Genomic DNA, 18,257 nt, shown 5'->3' with positions numbered 1-18,257 from the left:
TAATGGCTTCACTGAAAAGCGGGACCGGCAAGCAGGCAGACCGGTTCGCTCGCAACGATCGCCGTATCACACCTCATCGGGGGCAAGTTTGAACATTCGTAAATTCATCGGCGCGAACAGCCGTGACGCATTGCGCCAGGTTCGTGAAACGCTCGGTCCCGATGCCGTGGTGTTGTCGAATCGCACGCTGGACGACGGTTCGGTCGAAATCGTCGGGGTGGCGGACAGCGATATCGCTTCGATCTCGCCCGCCGCGAAGGAGCAGGCGGTGCGTTCGGGCGGCGCGTCACGCGCGGCACTGGCCGCCGCGGCGGCAGCGATTCCGGTGAAACAGCAGGCAGCCACGAATCCCTACGTGAACGGCGACGTGTTCTCCTCCGTGTTCGGCGCAAATGCCGACGACGAAGACGACTTCGCGTCCTCCACCGACGACACGTCCCGCACAATGGCCGACACCAACCCGTGGCTGATCGAGCACGCGAAGCGCCTGGCCCAACAGGCGTCGCTGCCGTCGAACCGCCCGCTTACGCCGTCGGCGGCGATTGCACGCGGCATGGGCGTGCCGGTGACGACGCTGTCGCAGGCGCCGGTCGAGTCGGACGAAACGGAAGTTGCCAGGTACGCACTGCGTCAGCAGCAGTCGGTGCGAGCCGAAGCGACGCAGCCGGTCAAGCAGCCCGCTGCGCAGCAGAAGATCGACACCCCCGACTGGGCGCGCGAAGCCGCGCAGGTCGCTGCCCGGCGCGCCGCGCACAAGATCAACACGAGCGCGCCGCACGCCGAGACGCCGGCGCCGAGCGCCGCGCCCGCCACGCCGGAAAGCGTCTTCGAAGGCTTGCCCGCGAATGCGGCGGCGGTCGTGACGGAAGCGATCCGGGCGCGCATGCAGCAGGTCGTCAACGACACGGTGATGAACGAACTCTCGTCGATGCGCGAGATGATGGAAGAGCACTTCGCCGGCCTGATGTGGAGCGAGCGCCAGCGTCGCAACCCGACGGGCGGCGCGCTGACCAAGCGTCTGTTCTCCGCCGGTTTCTCGGCGCAACTCGTGCGCATGGTGATGGACAACATGCCGGAGATGGAAAGCGTCGAAGGCGCGCTCGAATGGGTGCAGCAAGTCCTCGAAAGCAACATTCCGGTGATGGACAGTGAAGACGCGCTGATGGAGCGCGGCGGTGTGTTCGCGCTGATGGGCCCGACGGGCGTCGGCAAGACGACCACCACGGCGAAGCTCGCGGCGCGCTGCGTGATGCGCTTCGGCGCCAGCAAGGTTGCGCTGCTCACGACCGACAGCTACCGGATCGGCGCGCACGAGCAACTGCGCATCTTCGGCAAGATCCTGGGCGTGTCGGTGCATGCGGTGAAGGACGCCGCCGACCTGCAACTGGCACTGTCCGAACTGCGCAACAAACACATCGTGCTGATCGACACGATCGGCATGAGCCAGCGTGACCGCATGGTCTCCGACCAGATCGCGATGCTGTGCGGCGCGGGCCATCCGGTGCAGCGCATCCTGCTGCTCAACGCGACGAGCCACGGCGATACGTTGAACGAAGTCGTGCAGGCCTACAAGAGCGCGCCGGACCAGCCGCCGCTCGCGGGCTGCATCCTGACCAAACTCGACGAAGCCACCAATCTCGGCGGCGTGCTCGACACGGTGATCCGCTACAAGCTGCCGGTGCATTACGTCTCGACCGGCCAGAAAGTGCCGGAGAACCTGTACGTCGCGAGCAAGCGTTTTCTCATCAAGAGCGCGTTCTGCATTCCGCGCGACGGTTCGCCGTTCGTGCCGAGCGACGACGAAGTGCCCGCGCTGCTCTCCGCGCTGTCCGCGCGTGCGTCGACCGACATGCATGGGGTGCACTTTGGATAAGTTCGTGCTCGACCAGGCAGAAGGTCTGCGACGGCTCCTCACGCGAGCCGGCTCGCGGGTGGTGGCGGTCGTGGGCGGCCCGGCGGGAATCGGCTGCACGTCGACGGTGGTGAACCTCGGCGCGGCGCTGTCGGTGCATGGCAAGGACGTGCTCGTGATCGACGAGCACCGCAATTCGGCTTCGGCCAGTCGGCTCGCCGGCATCGAAGATGCGGGCGCGGCCGCTGCCGTGATGACCGGCCGCAGCACGCTCGCGGAAGCTGCCGGGCGCACGCCGTTCGGTTTCTCGCTGCTCGCGGCGCCGCGTGACGAACGCATCAGCCACGATGCCGCGCAATGCCGCGCGTTGCTGGACGGTCCGGCGGACATCGTGCTGATCGACGCGCAGATGGACCGGTATGGCGCGCTCTCGTCGCTCGCGGCGCAGGCGCATGACTTTCTCGTTGTGACGCGGGTGGCCGCGTCGGCGATCACCGAGGCGTATGCGTGCATGAAGCGTCTGCACTACGCCCATGCGATCGGCCAGTTCCGCGTGCTGATCAATCACGTGCAGAACCCGGCCGATGCGGCGGTCGCGTTCGACAACCTGTCGGGCGTCGCCAGCCGGTATCTGGCTGTGTCGCTGGTGCAGGCGGGATATGTGTCCGAGGATGCGCGCGTCGCTCGGGCAAAGGAACTCTCACGCTGCGCAGTCGAAGCGTTCCCGGCCACGGCCGCGGCACGCGACTACCGCGCGATTGCGGCGGAGCTCCTCCACTGGCCGATGCGCCCCGCGCCGTATGCGCGTGCGGTGAACGGCCAGGCGGACGCGCGAATTCCGGTTGGCGACTCTGAGCAGGGCGGGCGGGAGACGGCGCATCGTGCGACCGCGCTTCACGAACTGGCCATGAGCAGTACGGCGTCGATGTGATCAAGATAGGTGACCAAGATGTATAACGCCCAAGGCAAACTCTCACAGTCCGAAACGCTGACGAAATATGCACCGCTCGTTCGCCGGCTGGGGCTTCAACTCGTCGCCAAGATGCCGGCGAGCGTCGATCTCGACGATCTCATCCAGGCCGGCATGATCGGCTTGTTGGATGCGGCCGGCCGCTACAAGGAAGATCAGGGCGCGCAGTTCGAAACGTATGCGAGCCAGCGGATTCGCGGCGCCATGCTCGACGAGCTGCGCGCCAACGACTGGCTGCCGCGCAGCATGCGAAAGACGTCGCGCGAGGTGGAATCGGCGGTGCACAAGGTCGAGCAGAACCTCGGCCGTTCTGCGAGCGAGACGGAGATTGCCGAGCACATGAAGATGCCGCTCGACGAGTACCAGTCGATGCTCCAGGATCTGCACGGCGCGCAGTTGATCTATTACGAAGACTTCGACCGTTCCGCCGATGACGAGCCGTTCCTCGACCGCTACTGCGTCGACCGTTCGGATCCGCTGTCCGCGCTGATGGACGACAGCCTGCGCGGCGCGCTGATCGAAGCCATCGACCGGCTGCCGGAACGCGAGAAGCTGCTGATGAGCCTGTACTACGAGCGCGGCCTGAACCTGCGCGAGATCGGCGCGGTGATGGAAGTGAGCGAGTCGCGCGTGTGCCAGCTGCACAGCCAGGCCGTGGCGCGTCTGCGCACGAAGCTGCGCGAGCAGGCCTGGACCGGCGCCGAGGCGTGATGCTCGACGTTTGATGCTTGACGTTCGACACCGATGGCCCGCAGCGATGCGGGCCATTTTTCTAGCTGGTTTCGAAGTCGTGGGTTTCGGCGAACACGGTCTTGCCGGCGCCCAGACTCTTCGCGCGATACATCGCGCGGTCGGCGGCGCGCAGCACGGTATTCATGTCGGACTGGCGCGCGATCGTCGCGCCGGACAGCAGGCAGGCGCCGATGCTCGCCGATACCGATACCGTCCGTTCCTGCACCGACGTGATGGCGGCTAGCGCCGAATGGATGCTGTCGGCCACGGCGAGCACTGCCGACCGGTCGCGCATCTGGTGGGCGAGCACCACGAATTCGTCGCCGCCGAGCCGGGCGATGGTGTCGGTCCTGCGCAGGCGCGTCTCGAGCTGATGCGCGAACGATTGCAGCAGCACGTCGCCGACAGCGTGCCCGTAGGTGTCGTTCACTTCCTTGAAACCGTCCAGGTCGATCAGCAGCAGGGCCGTCGCGTCATCGCCGTCATGGCCGGCGGGTGGCGCGGTCATCGCCCGGTTGACGATCTTCTCCAGCGCATAGCGATTCGACAAGCCCGTGAGCGGATCGGTGGATGCCTGGCGCGCGAGATCCAGATTGAGCTTGCCCAGCCGGTCGACCAGCACGCTCAGATACACCGATGCCCCCAGCACGCTCAATCCCAGGCCGATCGCGACCGGCAGGTTGGCATGCCACCACGGTTGTACGAGACCGAGCGCGATCACCACGATGAGCGCCGTCGCACAGGACACCGCGAGCGTGCGCTTGCCATACCGGCATCCCGAACCGATCAGGAACCAGAACATCACCCAGATGAGCGGCAGCGCGCTGGCGCCGCCGGCCGCGAGCGCGAGTCCGAGCAAGGCTTGATCGGCGATGGTCGTAAGCGTGAGGCGCGTCAAGGACATGGCGCTCGCACGGCTCACGACGAACAGCGTCAGGGCACCGTAGGACACATAGAGGGCGACGAGCCGCACGACCATCGAGGCATCGTGTGACGGGCGCCACCACTCGAACAGGCCATACGCGAGCAGCACCGCAGCGCCCATCCAGACCCGAAGCGTGGCCTGCTCCCGTTCGGGACTCCGGTGCCCGGACCCGATAAAAGCCTGGATCCGGCGTGCCGGTTGATGCGCCTGCTCCATATGAACCCCTGGATGGTGATTTCTTGCTGTTATGGTGTGTTGCTGTCTCGTATGTGCGGCCCCGTCGCGGGAGGCGGTGTGAAAGCGTTGCATCGGGTTGCACCGTCGCGCGACCCGCTATTCTGCTACTTTTTGCGATTTCGCTGCAGGTTGGGTTGGGGCGAACGCGGTCTTGCGAATCTTCCCTGTCTTCCTGCTTACGGCTGATGACAATGCACAACAACGCTTCTTCCCTGCAAGGCGAATGGCTGGCGGTCTGCAACAGTGAAGACGTGCCGGAGGGCAAGGCGCGAGGATTCCTCGTCGCGGATGAGCGCATCGTCGTGTGGCGGGACAGTCTCGGTGCAGCGCATGTGTGGCGCGACTACTGTCCGCATCGCGGGGCGCAACTGTCGCTCGGCTCGGTAACGCGCGACTGGATCACGTGTCCGTATCACGGCTGGCGATATGACATCGAGGGGCAGTGTCTGCATATCCCGTCGAATCCCGCACTGCGTCCGCCGAAACGAGCCTGTGCGACGACCTTCGTCAGCGAGGAGCAATACGGCGTTGTCTGGATGTGTTTCGGCGCGCCTGCGTATGCGCTCGATTTTTATCCGGAAGCCAACGTTCCTGGCGGGCGCCGCATCAATCTCGCGCCGCAGACGGTGAGGTCATCGGCACCGAGGGTGGTCGAGAATTTTCTCGACATGGCCCATTTCTCTTTCGTGCATGCGGGGATTCTGGGCGAGCAGGCGCATACCGAGGTGCCCGATTACGAAGTCGTTCCAGTCGATGGCGGTCTCGAAGCGCGGCAGTGCCGTTACTGGCAACCGGCCGGCATGCCGGGGCAGGGCGGCGGCGCGATCATCGACTATGTGTATCGCGTCAGGCGGCCGTTGATCGCGAGTCTCACGAAGATGGCAACGGGCGGGCAGGGTGCGCTGCACATCATGCTGGTGGCGTCGCCGGTGTCGGAGACGGAAACGCGGGCGTGGCTCGTCTCCATTCATGAAGATGACGCGACGCACAGCGATCAGGAACTGGTGGACTTCAACATGGAGATCCTGATGCAGGACACGCCGATCGTCGAATCACAATGGCCGAAGTGCTTGCCGCTGGCGCTCGATGCGGAACTGCATCAGAGGTGCGACCGGATGTCGGTGGCTTACCGTCGATGGCTGGCGGAGTTGCAGTTTGGGTGGGGGACGACGGGTGGGGTGTAGCGGCTGCGCTGGGGAACGACAGCGACTTGGTGCGCCCGGCTGGGATCGAACCAGCAACCCCTGCCTTCGGAGGGCAGTACTCTATCCATTGAGCTACGGGCGCATCGGCGGTGGGCTGTTGAACAAGGCAAGCGGCCCAAAGAAAGCCGGCAGCCAGGCCCACGCGAATCCGAGAGGATACCTGTTTTCCCTGACCCCGTCCATCGCGCGGCGCTGCAAACTCGATGCCTACTTGTTCGGCCAAGGTTCGGCCGAGGTTCGGCCAAGCATCACACGATTCGGGTAAACGCCCGTCCGGTCACGCTGCCGCCCTGTGCCGCCGCTCGAACGTTCCGTCTATAATCGACCGAGCCTTTCCCCACGGCTTGTCTCGGCGCAAGGTCTGAGCGCCCAGGCAATGCATGCGGTAGCTGTCACGCTGTCACTGAACCGACTCACACCAAAAAACGGGAGACGAGACAAGCATGAGCGAAGCACCCCACGGAGCCCCGATCAAGACGCCCGGTCAACTCATCGTCGCGATCATTGCGGGATTCGCCATTCCCGTCGCCATCATCATTCTGCTCGCCGTCTATGTGAACAACTCGACGCGCACCGGCGCAGGCACCGATATCGAAGCCTCGGTGAACGAGCGCATCGCGCCCGCCGCCCAGGTTGATGTCCGCGACGCCAACGCCCCGCGCGTCTACAAAACCGGCGAGGAAGTCTTCAAGGCTGTCTGCTCCGCCTGTCATGCCGCCGGCACCGCCGGCGCGCCCAAGTTCGGCGATGCCGGCGCGTGGGCGCCGCGCATCAGCGAAGGCTACGACACACTGCTGCACAACGCGCTCAATGGCAAGGGCGCGATGCCCGCACGCGGCGGCACGAATCCCGACGACTACAGCGACTTCGAAATCGCGCGCGCGGTCGTGTACATGGCTAACGACGGCGGCGCCAAGTTCGCGGAACCCGCGCAACCGGCGCCGGGCGCGGCTGCGAACGCAGCCAGCGCACCGGGCGCAGCCGCACCGGCAGGCGCGAGTTCCAACGAGAACGCACAGGCCGCGGCCGCCGTCGCTGCGCTGGCATCGGTGCCGCAGGCCGCACCGGCTCCGGCCGCCGGCGCCCAAAGTGCCGACGCCGCGCAAGCCGGCAAGGCGCTCTACGAGCAGGTCTGCCAGGCGTGTCACGCGGCGGGCGTACTCGGCGCACCGAAGTTCGGCGACAAGGCCGCATGGGCGCCGCGCCTGAAAGAGCCGATGGACACCGTCTACAACTATGCGCTGCACGGCAAGGGCGCGATGCCGCCGAAGGGCGGATCGAACGCGCCGGACGCCGACGTCAAGGCCGCCGTCGATTACATGGTGAACGCGTCGAAGTAAGGCCACGCCTCAAGAAAAAACCCCTGCGCACGCGAGTGTCGCAGGGTTTTTTTTGAAAAGCTCAGCTCTTCTGCAGCATCGCCTTCAGCATCGCCATCCGGTCCTTCGGCGACAGCGGCGCTTCTTCGGCAGTCGGCGGCGGCGCGTCGTCGAGCAGCATCTCGGGAATGAAGCGCGACGGTTCGCACACCACCGTCTCGCGCGCCCGCTTGCGCTTCTTGCACCAGTTCAGATGCAGGCTGCGCTGCGCCCGCGTGATCGCGACGTACATCAAACGGCGTTCTTCCTCGATGCGCGCATCGTCGACCGGCGTATCTTCGTCCGAGGCGCCGCGATGCGGCATGATGCCCTCCTCGACGCCCACCAGGAACACGTGCGGATACTCCAGCCCCTTCGACGCATGCACCGTCGACAGGCGCACCGCATCCGGATCCTCTTCCTTGCCTTCGAGCATCGACATCAGCGCGACGGTCTGAATCAGTCCGAGCAGGTTCTTGCCTTCGTCGGCGAGACCGTCGGCGGTGTCGAAGCCAGTCTGCTCCGTGCCTGGCGCGGCCTCAGGCTTGGTGCCCTTGCGCTTCAGCCATTCGAGGAACTCGAGCACGTTCTGCCACTTCGACTGCGCCTGCCGCTCATCGTATGCATCGTAGAGATACGACTCGTAGTGAATGGCCTCCATCATGTCATCAAGGACTTCGCTGGCTGGATCGCGCGCGGCGCGATCGGACAGCCGGCGAATCCACTCGCAGAACGTGCGCAGCGGCTCGACCTGCCGCGCCGACAGACGCGCCTCGATGCCGCCCATGAACACCGCCTCGAACAGCGACACCTTCGCCGCGCCCGCGAACGCGCCCAGTGCTTCGAGCGTCGTGTTGCCGACACCCCGGCGCGGCGTCGTGATCGCGCGGATGAACGCGGGGTCGTCGTCCGGATTCGCGATCAGCCGCAGATACGCGATCAGGTCCTTGATCTCGGCCTTGTCGAAGAACGATTGTCCGCCCGACAGCACATAGGGAATGCGCTCGCGCCGCAACACCTGTTCGAAGATGCGCGCCTGGAAGTTGCCGCGATAGAGAATCGCGTAGTCGCGGAACTGCGTGCGCCGTTCGAACTTGTGTGCCGAGAGCCGGAACACCACGGATTCCGCTTCGTGTTCTTCGTCGTTGCAGCCGGTGACGGTGATCGTGTCGCCCATGCCGTGCTCGGACCACAACTTCTTCTCGAACAGTTTCGGATTGTTCGCAATGACGTTGTTCGCCGCCGTCAGGATGCGCACCGTCGAGCGATAGTTCTGCTCCAGCTTGACGACATGCAGCTTCGGAAAGTCCTTGCCGAGCTGCGCGAGATTCTCGATGGTCGCGCCGCGCCAGCCGTAAATGGCCTGATCGTCGTCGCCCACGGCCGTGAACGCGGCGCGCGGTCCGGCCAGCTGCTTCACCAGTTCGTACTGGCAGGTGTTGGTGTCCTGATACTCGTCGATCAGCAGGTAACGCAGGCGGTTCTGCCATTTGTCGCGCACCGCCTCGTTCTGTGCGAAGAGTTGCGCCGGACGCAGGATCAGATCGTCGAAATCGAGCGCCTGGTAAGCGTGCAGCGTGGCCGCGTAGCTGCGATACACAATGGCCGCCTGATGTTCGTCCTCGTTCCCGGCGAGCACGGCTGCCTGATCGGGCGACACCATCGCGTTCTTCCACAGCGAGATGATCGACTGGATCTTGCGGATCAGCCCCTTGTCCGTGGTGCCGAGCTGCTCCTGAACCATGCCGAAGCAATCGTCGGAATCCATGATCGAGAACTGCGGCTTCAAGCCGACGTGCTCCGCCTCTTGCCGCATGATCTGCACGCCGAGCGAGTGAAACGTGCAGATGGTCAACTGATTGACCGGAATCCGGCGGCCTTCCTTGCCCGGTGCGGTCAGCGTCTTGCCTTCAAGCAGCTTGGCGGTCCGATCGCGCATTTCGAGCGCGGCCTTGTTCGTGAACGTCAGCGCGGCGATGTGCCTCGGCTCGAAGCCGCGGCCCTCGATCAGATGCGCAATCTTCTGCGTGATCACGCGTGTCTTGCCGCTGCCCGCGCCGGCGAGCACGAGACAGGGACCATCGAGATAGCGCACGGCTTCGTTTTGCGCGGCGTTCAGACCTGCGGACATCGTTCTGGGCTTTGGATTCTGAGGCGCGCGGCATGCAGCCGGCGCATGAAGGAGTGCGCGATGTTAACACGATGGAAAGCACCCGGTTCCGGCCCTGCTTCCCGTCAACGGGCGTGAAGCACGGGCTGCGGGCGTGCCACAATATCAAACCGCTTTCCACGACAGGATGCCCGCATGAGTTCAGCACTGAAAGTCGGCGTAATGGGCTATGGCCTCGCCGGCGCGACGTTTCACGCGCCCGTCATCGAGCATTGCGGCCGCGCCGAAGTGACGGCCATCGCGACCAGCCAGGCCGAGCGCGCGCAGGCCGACTATCCCGACGCGCAGATCGTGGCGGACTTCGACGCGCTGCTGGCCGTTCCGGAGCTCGAGTGCGTCGTCATCGCGACGCCGAACGACACGCACTTCGACCTCGCGCAGCGCGCGCTGTCGGCGGGCAAGCATGTGGTCGTCGACAAACCCGTCACGCTCAGCGCCGCCGATGCCCGCACGCTCGCCGATCTCGCCCGGCAGAAAGGGCTGCTGTTCGCGCCGTTCCACAATCGCCGCTGGGATGGCGATTTCATGACGTTGCGCGGCTTGATCGAGAGCGGGCGGCTCGGGCGCATCGCGCACTATGAATCGCACTTCGACCGTTTCCGCCCCAAGGTTCCGCAACGCTGGCGCGAGGAGGCGACGCGCGGCGGCGGTCTGCTGTTCGATCTGGGGCCGCATTTGATCGACCAGGCGCTGACCTTGTTCGGCGCGCCGGAGACGGTGACGGCGTTCGTCAAGACGCATCGCGATCATGCGCACGCACCGGATTACGTGCATCTCGTGCTCGGCTACGACGACAAGCAAGTCATCCTGCACGCAAGCGCGCTGGCGGCGCTGGAACCGCCGCGTTTTGCGGTTCACGGCACGCGGGGCAGCTACGTGAAGAACGGGCTCGACACGCAGGAAGATCAGTTGCGCGCAGGCATGCGGCCGGGCAATCCGGAGTTCGGCAAGAATCCGCCGGGCCTGCTGCGCGAAGTGGACGGCGATCACGATCTGCGCCATGAATTCGCGACGAAGGATGGCGCGTACATCGAGTTTTACCGGGCGCTGGCGGCGTCGATCCAGGATGGCAAGCCGTTCCCCGTTTCGCCGCAGGACGCGGTGGATACGATGACGATCATCGAGATGGCGATGCAGAGCGATCGCGAAGGGCGGAGCGTGGCGTTCGCGAGGGCGTGAAAGCGTGTATGAGCGGAAGGCGTGAATGCGGGCGGATTGCTGCTCCATTCACGCCTTCTGTGTCTTCCGGCAGGCGTTATTTCTGATTTTTTTCGAGGCGGTGGTTTGCTTCGATTGCGCTGCTAGTATCAGCACAGATCGTGAATCGGAAATCCGGAGCAGCCGCCCTTGAACCTTCCAAAACTCGCCACGTTGGAATGGCTCAGCGAAGTAATCGACATGACGATCACTTCGCGTGGCAATGAATTTCGGATAAGGCGTATCGAGCGGGACGCGCAGGCGCTTCTCGAAAGAGGCGCGCAACAGCCGGAAATGTGCTGGTTGATCCTTGCCTTTACCGCGTTTCTGCGCGGCGACCGAAGCCAATGCATTCGGTGTATCGAAGCCGCTCATGCGCTCGCGAAACACGATGTGATGATTCTGAGCAATGCAGCTTCGCTCTTGAACAACGTCGGCATGCCGCGCCTTGCTGTCGACTATGCGCGCCGGGTGGTCTTGAACGCAGGCGACGACGCTCGGTTCAAGGTGAATGCTGCGCGCGTGCTTTTTGGAGCGCTGCATTTCGAAGACGCGGCACGAATCGTTCATGCTCAGGAAAATCACAGCGCACTAACGGAAGTGGACGCGTTTTTTGTATCCACCGAGGGGATTCTCGGCAACCTTCAACGCAGTGCGATTGGCGTCGAGTTACGTCTGGCTCTGCTGGAATCATCCATCGCGGCCATTTGCGAGGAAGACTGTGTCATAAGACAAACCACCGTCGTGGTTTATCCCGACCACTCCATGCGATACGAGCTCTTCGTCGATCAATCCGCGAGCCGTTGCGCCAACGTGAATTTCGCGATAGCCGACACGCTCACCGAACGCTTCGACAATGCTCATCCCGAAGCCATCACGTTTGCGTGTCGTCCCTTTACTTCGTATATACCGGCGGGCGTGTCCATCGAGGTAGAACGGTGAGTATCGAAGTCGATGATTTATTGAAGTTGGCGGAACATCTGTCGGCGGGCAGTCAACAATGTGAATGGCGCGCGGGTGCCTCGCGCGCCTATTACGCCGCCTACCACAAGGCGCTCATCGTGGCGGATCAGTGCTTGCCCTCCAATCCGCAGGTTTGTGGCGAGCACGTCAGGCTCACCGAGCGGCTCAAGGCGGGAGGCATGAAGGGACGATCGCTGGCCTATTCACTAATTGAGCTCAAGCGCGTGAGGACAGACGCCGACTATCGCCTCGCCGAACCGTTCACGCAGTGTCAGGCCACGGATCTGCTGGCGAATTGCCGTGCGTTTGTCCCTCGGGCGGATGCTTTCCGGGCGCACGTCGAACGCGCTCAGGCCGCCGTTTCCTGACCGGCACCTGCGCCTGCCGCAGTCCCCCGGCCGCGCGCCATCCTGATGCGCCCCCAACTGTCCGTCCCCGCCCATTCCGCCCCCGGATCAGTTTGACAACCCCAATTCGGTCGCGTAAATTCTGCCGCACGCGTCGGGAGAGCGCGTGGCCGCTGTTCAAGCAGTGTCGCCGCGCCGCCGAAGGGGCATACCCGCAAACTCTCAGGCAAAAGGACCGACGGCGTCGAGGAATCATTTCCTCGCACTCTGGAGAGCGGCAGCGGCTTCTGTCACGAAGCCAGTTGCCCACCGAAGGGGCGCGCGATGAACCGCAGCACGACCGTGCACGGTTCGCGCAATCTCTCAGGTACCGAGGACAGAGGGGTCACGCATCGCAATCGTCGCGGCATAAGCCTTGCGCGCTGTTCGACAGCACGAAAGGCTCATCCGGCAGGCGAAAAGTGCGCTGCGTGGCCTTTTTGTTTCGCGAACCGAGGCCCCGATGACCGACCTTCAACACACGCCCCTGCACGCCGCCCATCTTGCGCTGAACGCGCGCATGGTCGATTTCGGCGGCTGGGACATGCCCGTCAACTACGGTTCGCAGATCGACGAGCATCGCGCCATCCGCACCGACGCCGGCATGTTCGACGTCTCCCATATGCGCGTCGTCGATTTCGAGGGCGAAGCCGTTCGCGATTTCTTCAAGTACGCCCTCGCGAACAACGTCGACAAACTCACGACGCCCGGCCGCGCACTCTATTCGTGCCTGCTGAACGGCAACGGCGGCGTCATCGACGACCTGATCGTCTATTACTTCTCCGAGACGAGCTTTCGCGTCGTCGTGAACGCGAGCACTGCCGAGAAGGACATCGCCTGGTTCGGCCAGTTGAATGCCGAAGGCGAGTTCAACCTCTCCATCACGCCGCGCCGCGATCTGGCGATCATCGCCGTGCAAGGTCCGAACGCCCGCGAAAAAGTCTGGCACGTGCTGCCCGACACCCGCACTCAAACCGAATCGATCAAGCCGTTCAACGCGGTCCGCTTTCCGTCGACGGCATTCGGCGAACTCATGCTCGCGCGGACCGGCTATACCGGTGAAGACGGTTTTGAAATCGTCGTGCCCGCGACGCACGTCGAAGCGCTGTGGAACGCGCTGCGCGACGCCGGCGTGAAGCCCGCCGGACTCGGCGCGCGCGACACGCTGCGCCTGGAAGCCGGCATGAATCTGTACGGCCAGGACATGGATGACACCGTCTCGCCACTCGATGCCGGCCTTGCATGGACGGTCGATCTGAAAAGCGAACGCGACTTCGTCGGCCGCAGCGCGCTGGAAGCAAATGGCGCGCAGGCGAACTTCGTCGGACTGGTGCTGATGAAGGAAAACGGCCGCGCGGCTGGCGTGCTGCGCGCCCATCAGAAAGTGCTGTCGCAGCACGGCGAAGGCGAGATCACGAGCGGCACGTTTTCGCCGTCGATGCAGGAGTCGATCGCGTTCGCGCGCGTGCCCGCCGCTGTTGCCGTTGGCGACATGGTGCAGGTCGTGATCCGTGACAAGCAAGTCCCGGCGCGCGTGGTAAAACTTCCGTTCGTGCGCAACGGCAAGGTCCTCGTGGATCTGTCCTGAGGCAAGTTCAAGCCGCTGCGCCCGTTTCCTCCGATCAAGAACCTCACGAACGCATCACGCAAGGAGCATCCAATGAGCATCCCGGCCGATCTGAAATACACCGAATCGCACGAATGGGTCCGCACCGAGTCCGACGGCACCTTGACCGTCGGCATCACCGATCACGCGCAGGAAGCGCTCGGCGACATCGTGTTCGTCGAACTGCCGGCAGCCGGCAAGAGCGTCGCGGCGGGCGATGCCATCGCGGTCATCGAATCGGTGAAGGCCGCCTCCGACATCTACGCGCCGGTGTCCGGCGAGATCGTCGCCTCGAACGACGCGCTGGCTGCCGCGCCGGACCAGGTCAATGGCGCGCCGTACGAAAGCTGGCTCTTCAAGATCAAGCCGTCGAGCAATGACGGTCTCGACAAGCTGCTCGACGCCGCAGGCTACGGCACGTCGATCGGCGAATAACTTTCTTTATTGGACGAAGGCGGTTTTCCCCGAGGAAAGCCGCTTCTCGCAGGAATTCTCATGAAGCTCGAACACCCGGATCGCCTGATGAACCGCACCTCCCTGTCACTCGCCGCGCTCGAACGCCACGACGCGTTCGCGGAACGGCACATCGGCCCCGATGAAGCAGATCAGCGCGCGATGCTCGACGCGCTCGGCTTCGCCTCGCGCGCGGCCTTCATCGACGCGGTGATTCCTGAATCGATCCGCCGCAAGGAAACGTTGCCGCTCGGCGCGTTTACGCAGCCGAAGAGCGAGGCGGAAGCGCTCGCGTCGCTGCGCAAGCTGGCGGACGAGAACCTGGTGTTCCGGACTTACATTGGTCAGGGTTACTACGGCACGCACACGCCGGCCGTGATCCTGCGCAACGTGCTCGAAAATCCGGCGTGGTACACGGCCTATACGCCGTATCAGCCGGAAATCTCGCAAGGGCGTCTCGAGGCGCTGCTTAACTTCCAGCAGATGGTGATGGACCTGACCGGCCTCGCAATGGCGAACGCCTCGCTGCTCGACGAAGCCACCGCCGCCGCCGAAGCCATGACGCTGCTGCAACGCGTGGGCAAGCCGAAGTCGAACGTGTTCTATGTCGCCGACGACGTGCTGCCGCAGACCATCGAAGTGGTGAAGACGCGTGCGAAGCCGGCGGGCATCGAAGTGAAGGTCGGTCCTGCGGCGGAGGCCGCGAGTGCAAATGCCTTCGGCGTGCTGCTCCAGTATCCCGGCGCGAACGGCGACGTGCACGACTACCGCGCGCTCGCCGCAGCGATTCACGCCGCAGGCGGTCACGTGATCGCGGCGGCGGATCTGCTCGCGCTGACGCTCATCACGCCGCCCGGCGAGTGGGGCGCGGATGTGGCCATCGGCAATACGCAGCGCTTTGGTGTACCGGTCGGCTTCGGCGGTCCGCATGCGGCCTTCATGGCGGTACGCGACGAATTCAAGCGCCAGATGCCGGGCCGTCTCGTCGGCGTGACCGTCGACGCGCAGGGCAACTCCGCGCTGCGTCTCGCGTTGCAGACGCGCGAACAGCATATCCGCCGCGAGAAAGCGACCTCGAATGTCTGCACGGCGCAGGCGCTGCTCGCGATCATGGCGAGCATGTACGCGGTCTATCACGGTCCGCAGGGTCTCCGGACGATCGCGCAACGGGTGAACCGGGTCGCGGCCATTCTTGCGGGCGGTCTGCGCAAGCTGGGTTACACGCTGGCCAATGAAAGCTTCTTCGACACCCTGACGATCGAAAGCGGCGCCAGCACGACCGCGCTGCATCAGGCCGCTTACGCCGCGCACGTCAATCTGCGCCGCGTGAGCGCGACGCGCGTGGGCGTGTCGCTCGACGAAACCACGACGCGCGACGATCTCCTGAAGCTGTTCGCGTTGTTTGCGGAAGTCGCTGGCAAGACCGAAACGTTCGACATCGACGCGCTCGACGAAGCCGCCTCCGTTTCGCTGCCGGCCGAACTGCAGCGCACGAGCGATTATCTGACGCATCCGGTCTTCAACCGTCACCATTCCGAGCATGAAATGCTGCGCTATCTGCGCGGCCTGGCGGACAAGGATCTCGCGCTCGACCGCACAATGATTCCGCTCGGCTCCTGCACGATGAAGCTCAATGCCACCTCGGAAATGCTGCCGGTCACGTGGCCCGAGTTCGCGCAGATTCATCCGTTCGCCCCCGCCGAACAGACGGTGGGTTATCGCACGATGATCGATCAGCTGGAACAGATGCTGGTCGCATGCACCGGCTATGCGGCGGTCTCGTTGCAGCCGAACGCCGGCTCGCAGGGCGAGTACGCCGGCCTGTTGATCATTCATGCGTATCACGAGTCGCGCGGCGAAGGCCATCGCAATGTGTGCCTGATTCCGGCATCGGCGCACGGCACGAATCCGGCGTCGGCGCAAATGGCGGGCATGCAGGTCGTCGTGGTGGCGTGCGATGTCAACGGCAACGTCGATATCGACGATCTGAAGGCGAAGGCCGAGAAGCATTCGTCGAATCTCGCGGCGATCATGATCACGTATCCGTCGACCCACGGCGTGTTCGAGCGCAACGTGCGGGAAATCTGCGAGATCGTGCACGCGCACGGTGGCCAGGTGTATGTCGACGGCGCCAACATGAACGCGATGGTCGGCCTGTGCGCGCCCGGCCAGTTCGGCGGCGATGTCTCGCACCTGAATCTGCACAAGACCTTCTGCATTCCGCACGGCGGCGGCGGACCGGGCGTGGGTCCGGTCGCGGTCGGCGCGCATCTGGCGAAGTTCCTGCCGAACCAGGTCTCGACCGGCTACACGCGCGACGAAGCGGGCATCGGCGCGGTGTCGTCGGCGCCGTACGGCTCGGCCGCCATCCTGCCGATTTCCTGGATGTACATCGCGATGATGGGCGCGCAAGGCCTGACGGCCGCCACCGAAAGCGCGATTCTCGCAGCCAACTACGTCGCGAAGCGCCTCGCGCCGCACTATCCGGTGCTGTACAGCGGCGCGGGCGGGCTCGTCGCGCACGAGTGCATTCTCGACGTGCGTCCGATCAAGGAATCCAGCGGCATCTCGGTGGAAGACGTGGCCAAGCGCCTGATCGACTACGGTTTCCACGCGCCGACCATGAGCTTCCCGGTGCCCGGCACGCTGATGGTGGAGCCGACCGAGTCCGAATCGAAGGAAGAGCTCGACCGCTTCATCGACGCGATGATCGCGATTCGTGAAGAAATTCGCGCCGTCGAGGAAGGTCGCGCCGATCGCGACGACAACGTGCTGAAACACGCGCCGCACACCGCGGCAGTCGTCACGGCCGACGCGTGGGACCACAAGTACACGCGCGAGTCGGCAGCGTATCCGCTCAAGTCGCTGGTTACGCGCAAGTACTGGTCGCCGGTGGGCCGCGCGGACAACGCGTATGGCGATCGCAACCTGATGTGTTCGTGCGTGCCGATTTCGGAATACGCTGAATGAGTACGGCGTAGAGCCGGCGAGCCGCCCGAATTGGTCAAGCATTGTCGGGCGGTTTTGCGGTGCGCGTCAGAACGGCTAACATCACACCCCGGACCCAAGCCAATCGAGGAGTACGCATGGCGCCGAAGGTGCGAGAAGTGAACGAAGGCCGTTTCCGGCCACGCGAACGGCTGGCCGTGCTGTGCGCGCTGACGCTGGCCGCGCCGGCTGCGCATGCGGCGATGAACTTCTGCGCCGCGCCCGCGATGCAGACGAGCGAGCGCACTAATGCCGATCCCGGCGTGCGGGCGCTCGTGAAGATGGTTCAGTCTCACGTCAATGACCAGCCGAAGGCACGCGCGACGCTGCACACCGAGGGCACGCTGCCGCACGAAGGCATTCGCGACGAGAGTATCGAGGCGGAAAAGGACTTGAGCCTGATGCGCGACGCGGCGCTTGCCTGGCGCGCTACCGGCGACGAGCGCTACCTGCGTCTGGTGGACCGTTTCCTGTTCGCGTGGACCACCACGTATCAGCCGAGCTTCAACCCGATCGACGAGACTCACTTCGAGTCGCTGATTCTCGCCTACGACCTCACGGCGAGCGCGCTGCCGGTCAAGACGCGCAACGCCGCGAACGCTTTTATCACGAAGCTCGTGACCGGTTACGTCAACGATATCGACAAGCAGCCGCGTCCGCTCACCGGCACGTATCGCAACAACTGGCAGAGTCATCGGGTGAAGCTGGTGGCGATGGGCGCGTTCACCATCGACGACCGCAATCTCATCAACGCGGCGCAGCGCTTGTTCGTCGAGCATATTGGCGACAACATCGCGCCGGATGGCTCGACGGTCGATTTCGCCGAACGCGACGCGCTTCACTACGTGACCTACGACCTTCAGCCGCTCGTCACGGCGGCGCTGGCCGCGCGGCGCCACAACCGCAACTGGCTGCCGGAACGCGCGCAGTCGGGCGCGACGCTCGCCGGCGCGCTCAACTGGCTCACGCCGTATGCGCTCGGCACGAAGACGCACGAGGAATTCGTGCGTTCGACCGTCCCATTCGACGCCAAGCGTCGCGAGGCCGGCTTGCCGGGTTTCTCGGGTGCATGGGATCCGAAGAACGCGGCAGAACTCTTTCATCTGGCGGCGCGTCTCGACGGCCGCTATGCGCCGGTGGCGCTGCGGCTCGCGCCGACGCCGCCCGCGTGGCTCGCGGTGTGTCTGCCGCTGCCGGCGCGCTAACTCTTACCCG

14 protein-coding genes, 1 tRNA gene and 2 riboswitches are annotated in these 18,257 nt (G+C 64.5%); of the genes, 12 read left to right on the top strand and 3 right to left on the bottom strand.

Features of this window, described 5'->3' with window-relative positions; translation table 11 throughout:
- The first annotated feature begins 88 nt into the window (after positions 1-88).
- Genes flhF through QCE88_RS00765 form a run of 3 tightly spaced genes read left to right on the top strand, consistent with a single transcriptional unit; the run spans position 89 to position 3,533 of the window.
- The gene (gene flhF / locus QCE88_RS00775) at positions 89-1,873 is read left to right on the top strand and encodes a flagellar biosynthesis protein FlhF (RefSeq protein ID WP_309898325.1); all 1,785 of its coding nucleotides are present in this window, start codon (positions 89-91) and stop codon (positions 1,871-1,873) included.
- On the top strand, positions 1,866-2,783 hold the full coding sequence (locus QCE88_RS00770; RefSeq protein ID WP_309898323.1) for a MinD/ParA family protein: 918 nt from the start codon (positions 1,866-1,868) through the stop codon (positions 2,781-2,783). Before flhF ends, QCE88_RS00770 begins: the two co-directional genes overlap by 8 nt.
- An 18-nt stretch (positions 2,784-2,801) precedes the next feature.
- Entirely contained in the window at positions 2,802-3,533 is a 732-nt protein-coding gene (locus tag QCE88_RS00765) for an RNA polymerase sigma factor FliA (RefSeq protein ID WP_309898321.1), read from the top strand.
- 61 nt (positions 3,534-3,594) lie between these two features.
- On the opposite strand, the gene QCE88_RS00760 is transcribed toward QCE88_RS00765, so the two are convergent.
- The gene (locus QCE88_RS00760; protein ID WP_309898319.1) at positions 3,595-4,695 is read right to left on the bottom strand and encodes a GGDEF domain-containing protein; all 1,101 of its coding nucleotides are present in this window, start codon (positions 4,693-4,695) and stop codon (positions 3,595-3,597) included.
- A 212-nt stretch (positions 4,696-4,907) separates the two neighbouring features.
- Here QCE88_RS00760 and QCE88_RS00755 point away from each other — a divergent pair, with 212 nt between their 5' ends.
- Positions 4,908-5,900 carry an aromatic ring-hydroxylating dioxygenase subunit alpha gene (locus QCE88_RS00755; RefSeq protein ID WP_309898317.1) on the top strand — a complete coding sequence of 331 codons (993 nt, stop codon included), beginning with the start codon at positions 4,908-4,910 and terminating at the stop codon, positions 5,898-5,900.
- A 27-nt stretch (positions 5,901-5,927) separates the two neighbouring features.
- On the opposite strand, the gene QCE88_RS00750 is transcribed toward QCE88_RS00755, so the two are convergent.
- A tRNA-Arg gene (locus QCE88_RS00750) sits at positions 5,928-6,003 on the bottom strand.
- A gap of 361 nt (positions 6,004-6,364) precedes the next feature.
- On the opposite strand from QCE88_RS00750, the gene QCE88_RS00745 reads away from it, so the two are divergent.
- Positions 6,365-7,261 (top strand): c-type cytochrome, encoded by an 897-nt coding sequence (locus tag QCE88_RS00745; protein ID WP_309898315.1) that lies wholly within the window; start codon positions 6,365-6,367, stop codon positions 7,259-7,261.
- A 61-nt stretch (positions 7,262-7,322) separates the two neighbouring features.
- On the opposite strand, the gene QCE88_RS00740 is transcribed toward QCE88_RS00745, so the two are convergent.
- Complete coding sequence (locus QCE88_RS00740) at positions 7,323-9,410, bottom strand: UvrD-helicase domain-containing protein (protein WP_309898314.1); 2,088 nt, start codon at positions 9,408-9,410, stop codon at positions 7,323-7,325.
- Positions 9,411-9,584: 174 nt separating this feature from the next.
- Between QCE88_RS00740 and QCE88_RS00735 the strand changes: the two genes are divergently transcribed.
- The 7 genes from QCE88_RS00735 (at position 9,585) to QCE88_RS00705 (ending at position 18,247) form a co-directional block, all read left to right on the top strand.
- Positions 9,585-10,628 carry an oxidoreductase gene (locus QCE88_RS00735; protein WP_309898312.1) on the top strand — a complete coding sequence of 348 codons (1,044 nt, stop codon included), beginning with the start codon at positions 9,585-9,587 and terminating at the stop codon, positions 10,626-10,628.
- A gap of 168 nt (positions 10,629-10,796) precedes the next feature.
- Complete coding sequence (locus tag QCE88_RS00730; RefSeq protein WP_309898310.1) at positions 10,797-11,588, top strand: hypothetical protein; 792 nt, start codon at positions 10,797-10,799, stop codon at positions 11,586-11,588.
- On the top strand, positions 11,585-11,977 hold the full coding sequence (locus QCE88_RS00725; protein WP_309898308.1) for a hypothetical protein: 393 nt from the start codon (positions 11,585-11,587) through the stop codon (positions 11,975-11,977). Before QCE88_RS00730 ends, QCE88_RS00725 begins: the two co-directional genes overlap by 4 nt.
- A gap of 124 nt (positions 11,978-12,101) precedes the next feature.
- A riboswitch (glycine riboswitch) is annotated at positions 12,102-12,204 on the top strand.
- A gap of 9 nt (positions 12,205-12,213) precedes the next feature.
- Positions 12,214-12,346, top strand: a riboswitch (glycine riboswitch).
- 112 nt (positions 12,347-12,458) lie between these two features.
- Complete coding sequence (gene gcvT / locus QCE88_RS00720) at positions 12,459-13,583, top strand: glycine cleavage system aminomethyltransferase GcvT (protein WP_309898306.1); 1,125 nt, start codon at positions 12,459-12,461, stop codon at positions 13,581-13,583.
- Between the two features lie 72 nt (positions 13,584-13,655).
- Positions 13,656-14,036 (top strand): glycine cleavage system protein GcvH, encoded by a 381-nt coding sequence (gcvH, locus tag QCE88_RS00715; protein WP_309898304.1) that lies wholly within the window; start codon positions 13,656-13,658, stop codon positions 14,034-14,036.
- 60 nt (positions 14,037-14,096) lie between these two features.
- Positions 14,097-17,024 (top strand): aminomethyl-transferring glycine dehydrogenase, encoded by a 2,928-nt coding sequence (gcvP, locus tag QCE88_RS00710; RefSeq protein ID WP_309898302.1) that lies wholly within the window; start codon positions 14,097-14,099, stop codon positions 17,022-17,024.
- A gap of 116 nt (positions 17,025-17,140) precedes the next feature.
- Positions 17,141-18,247, top strand: coding sequence for an alginate lyase family protein (locus QCE88_RS00705; RefSeq protein WP_409017992.1), 1,107 nt, complete (start codon positions 17,141-17,143; stop codon positions 18,245-18,247).
- Positions 18,248-18,257: the final 10 nt, after the last annotated feature.

The organism is Caballeronia sp. LZ035 (assembly GCF_031451175.1).
Taxonomy (GTDB): domain Bacteria; phylum Pseudomonadota; class Gammaproteobacteria; order Burkholderiales; family Burkholderiaceae; genus Caballeronia.
The sequence above is the reverse complement of the archived record's forward strand: the minus strand, read 5'-3'. Positions and strand labels throughout refer to the sequence as shown.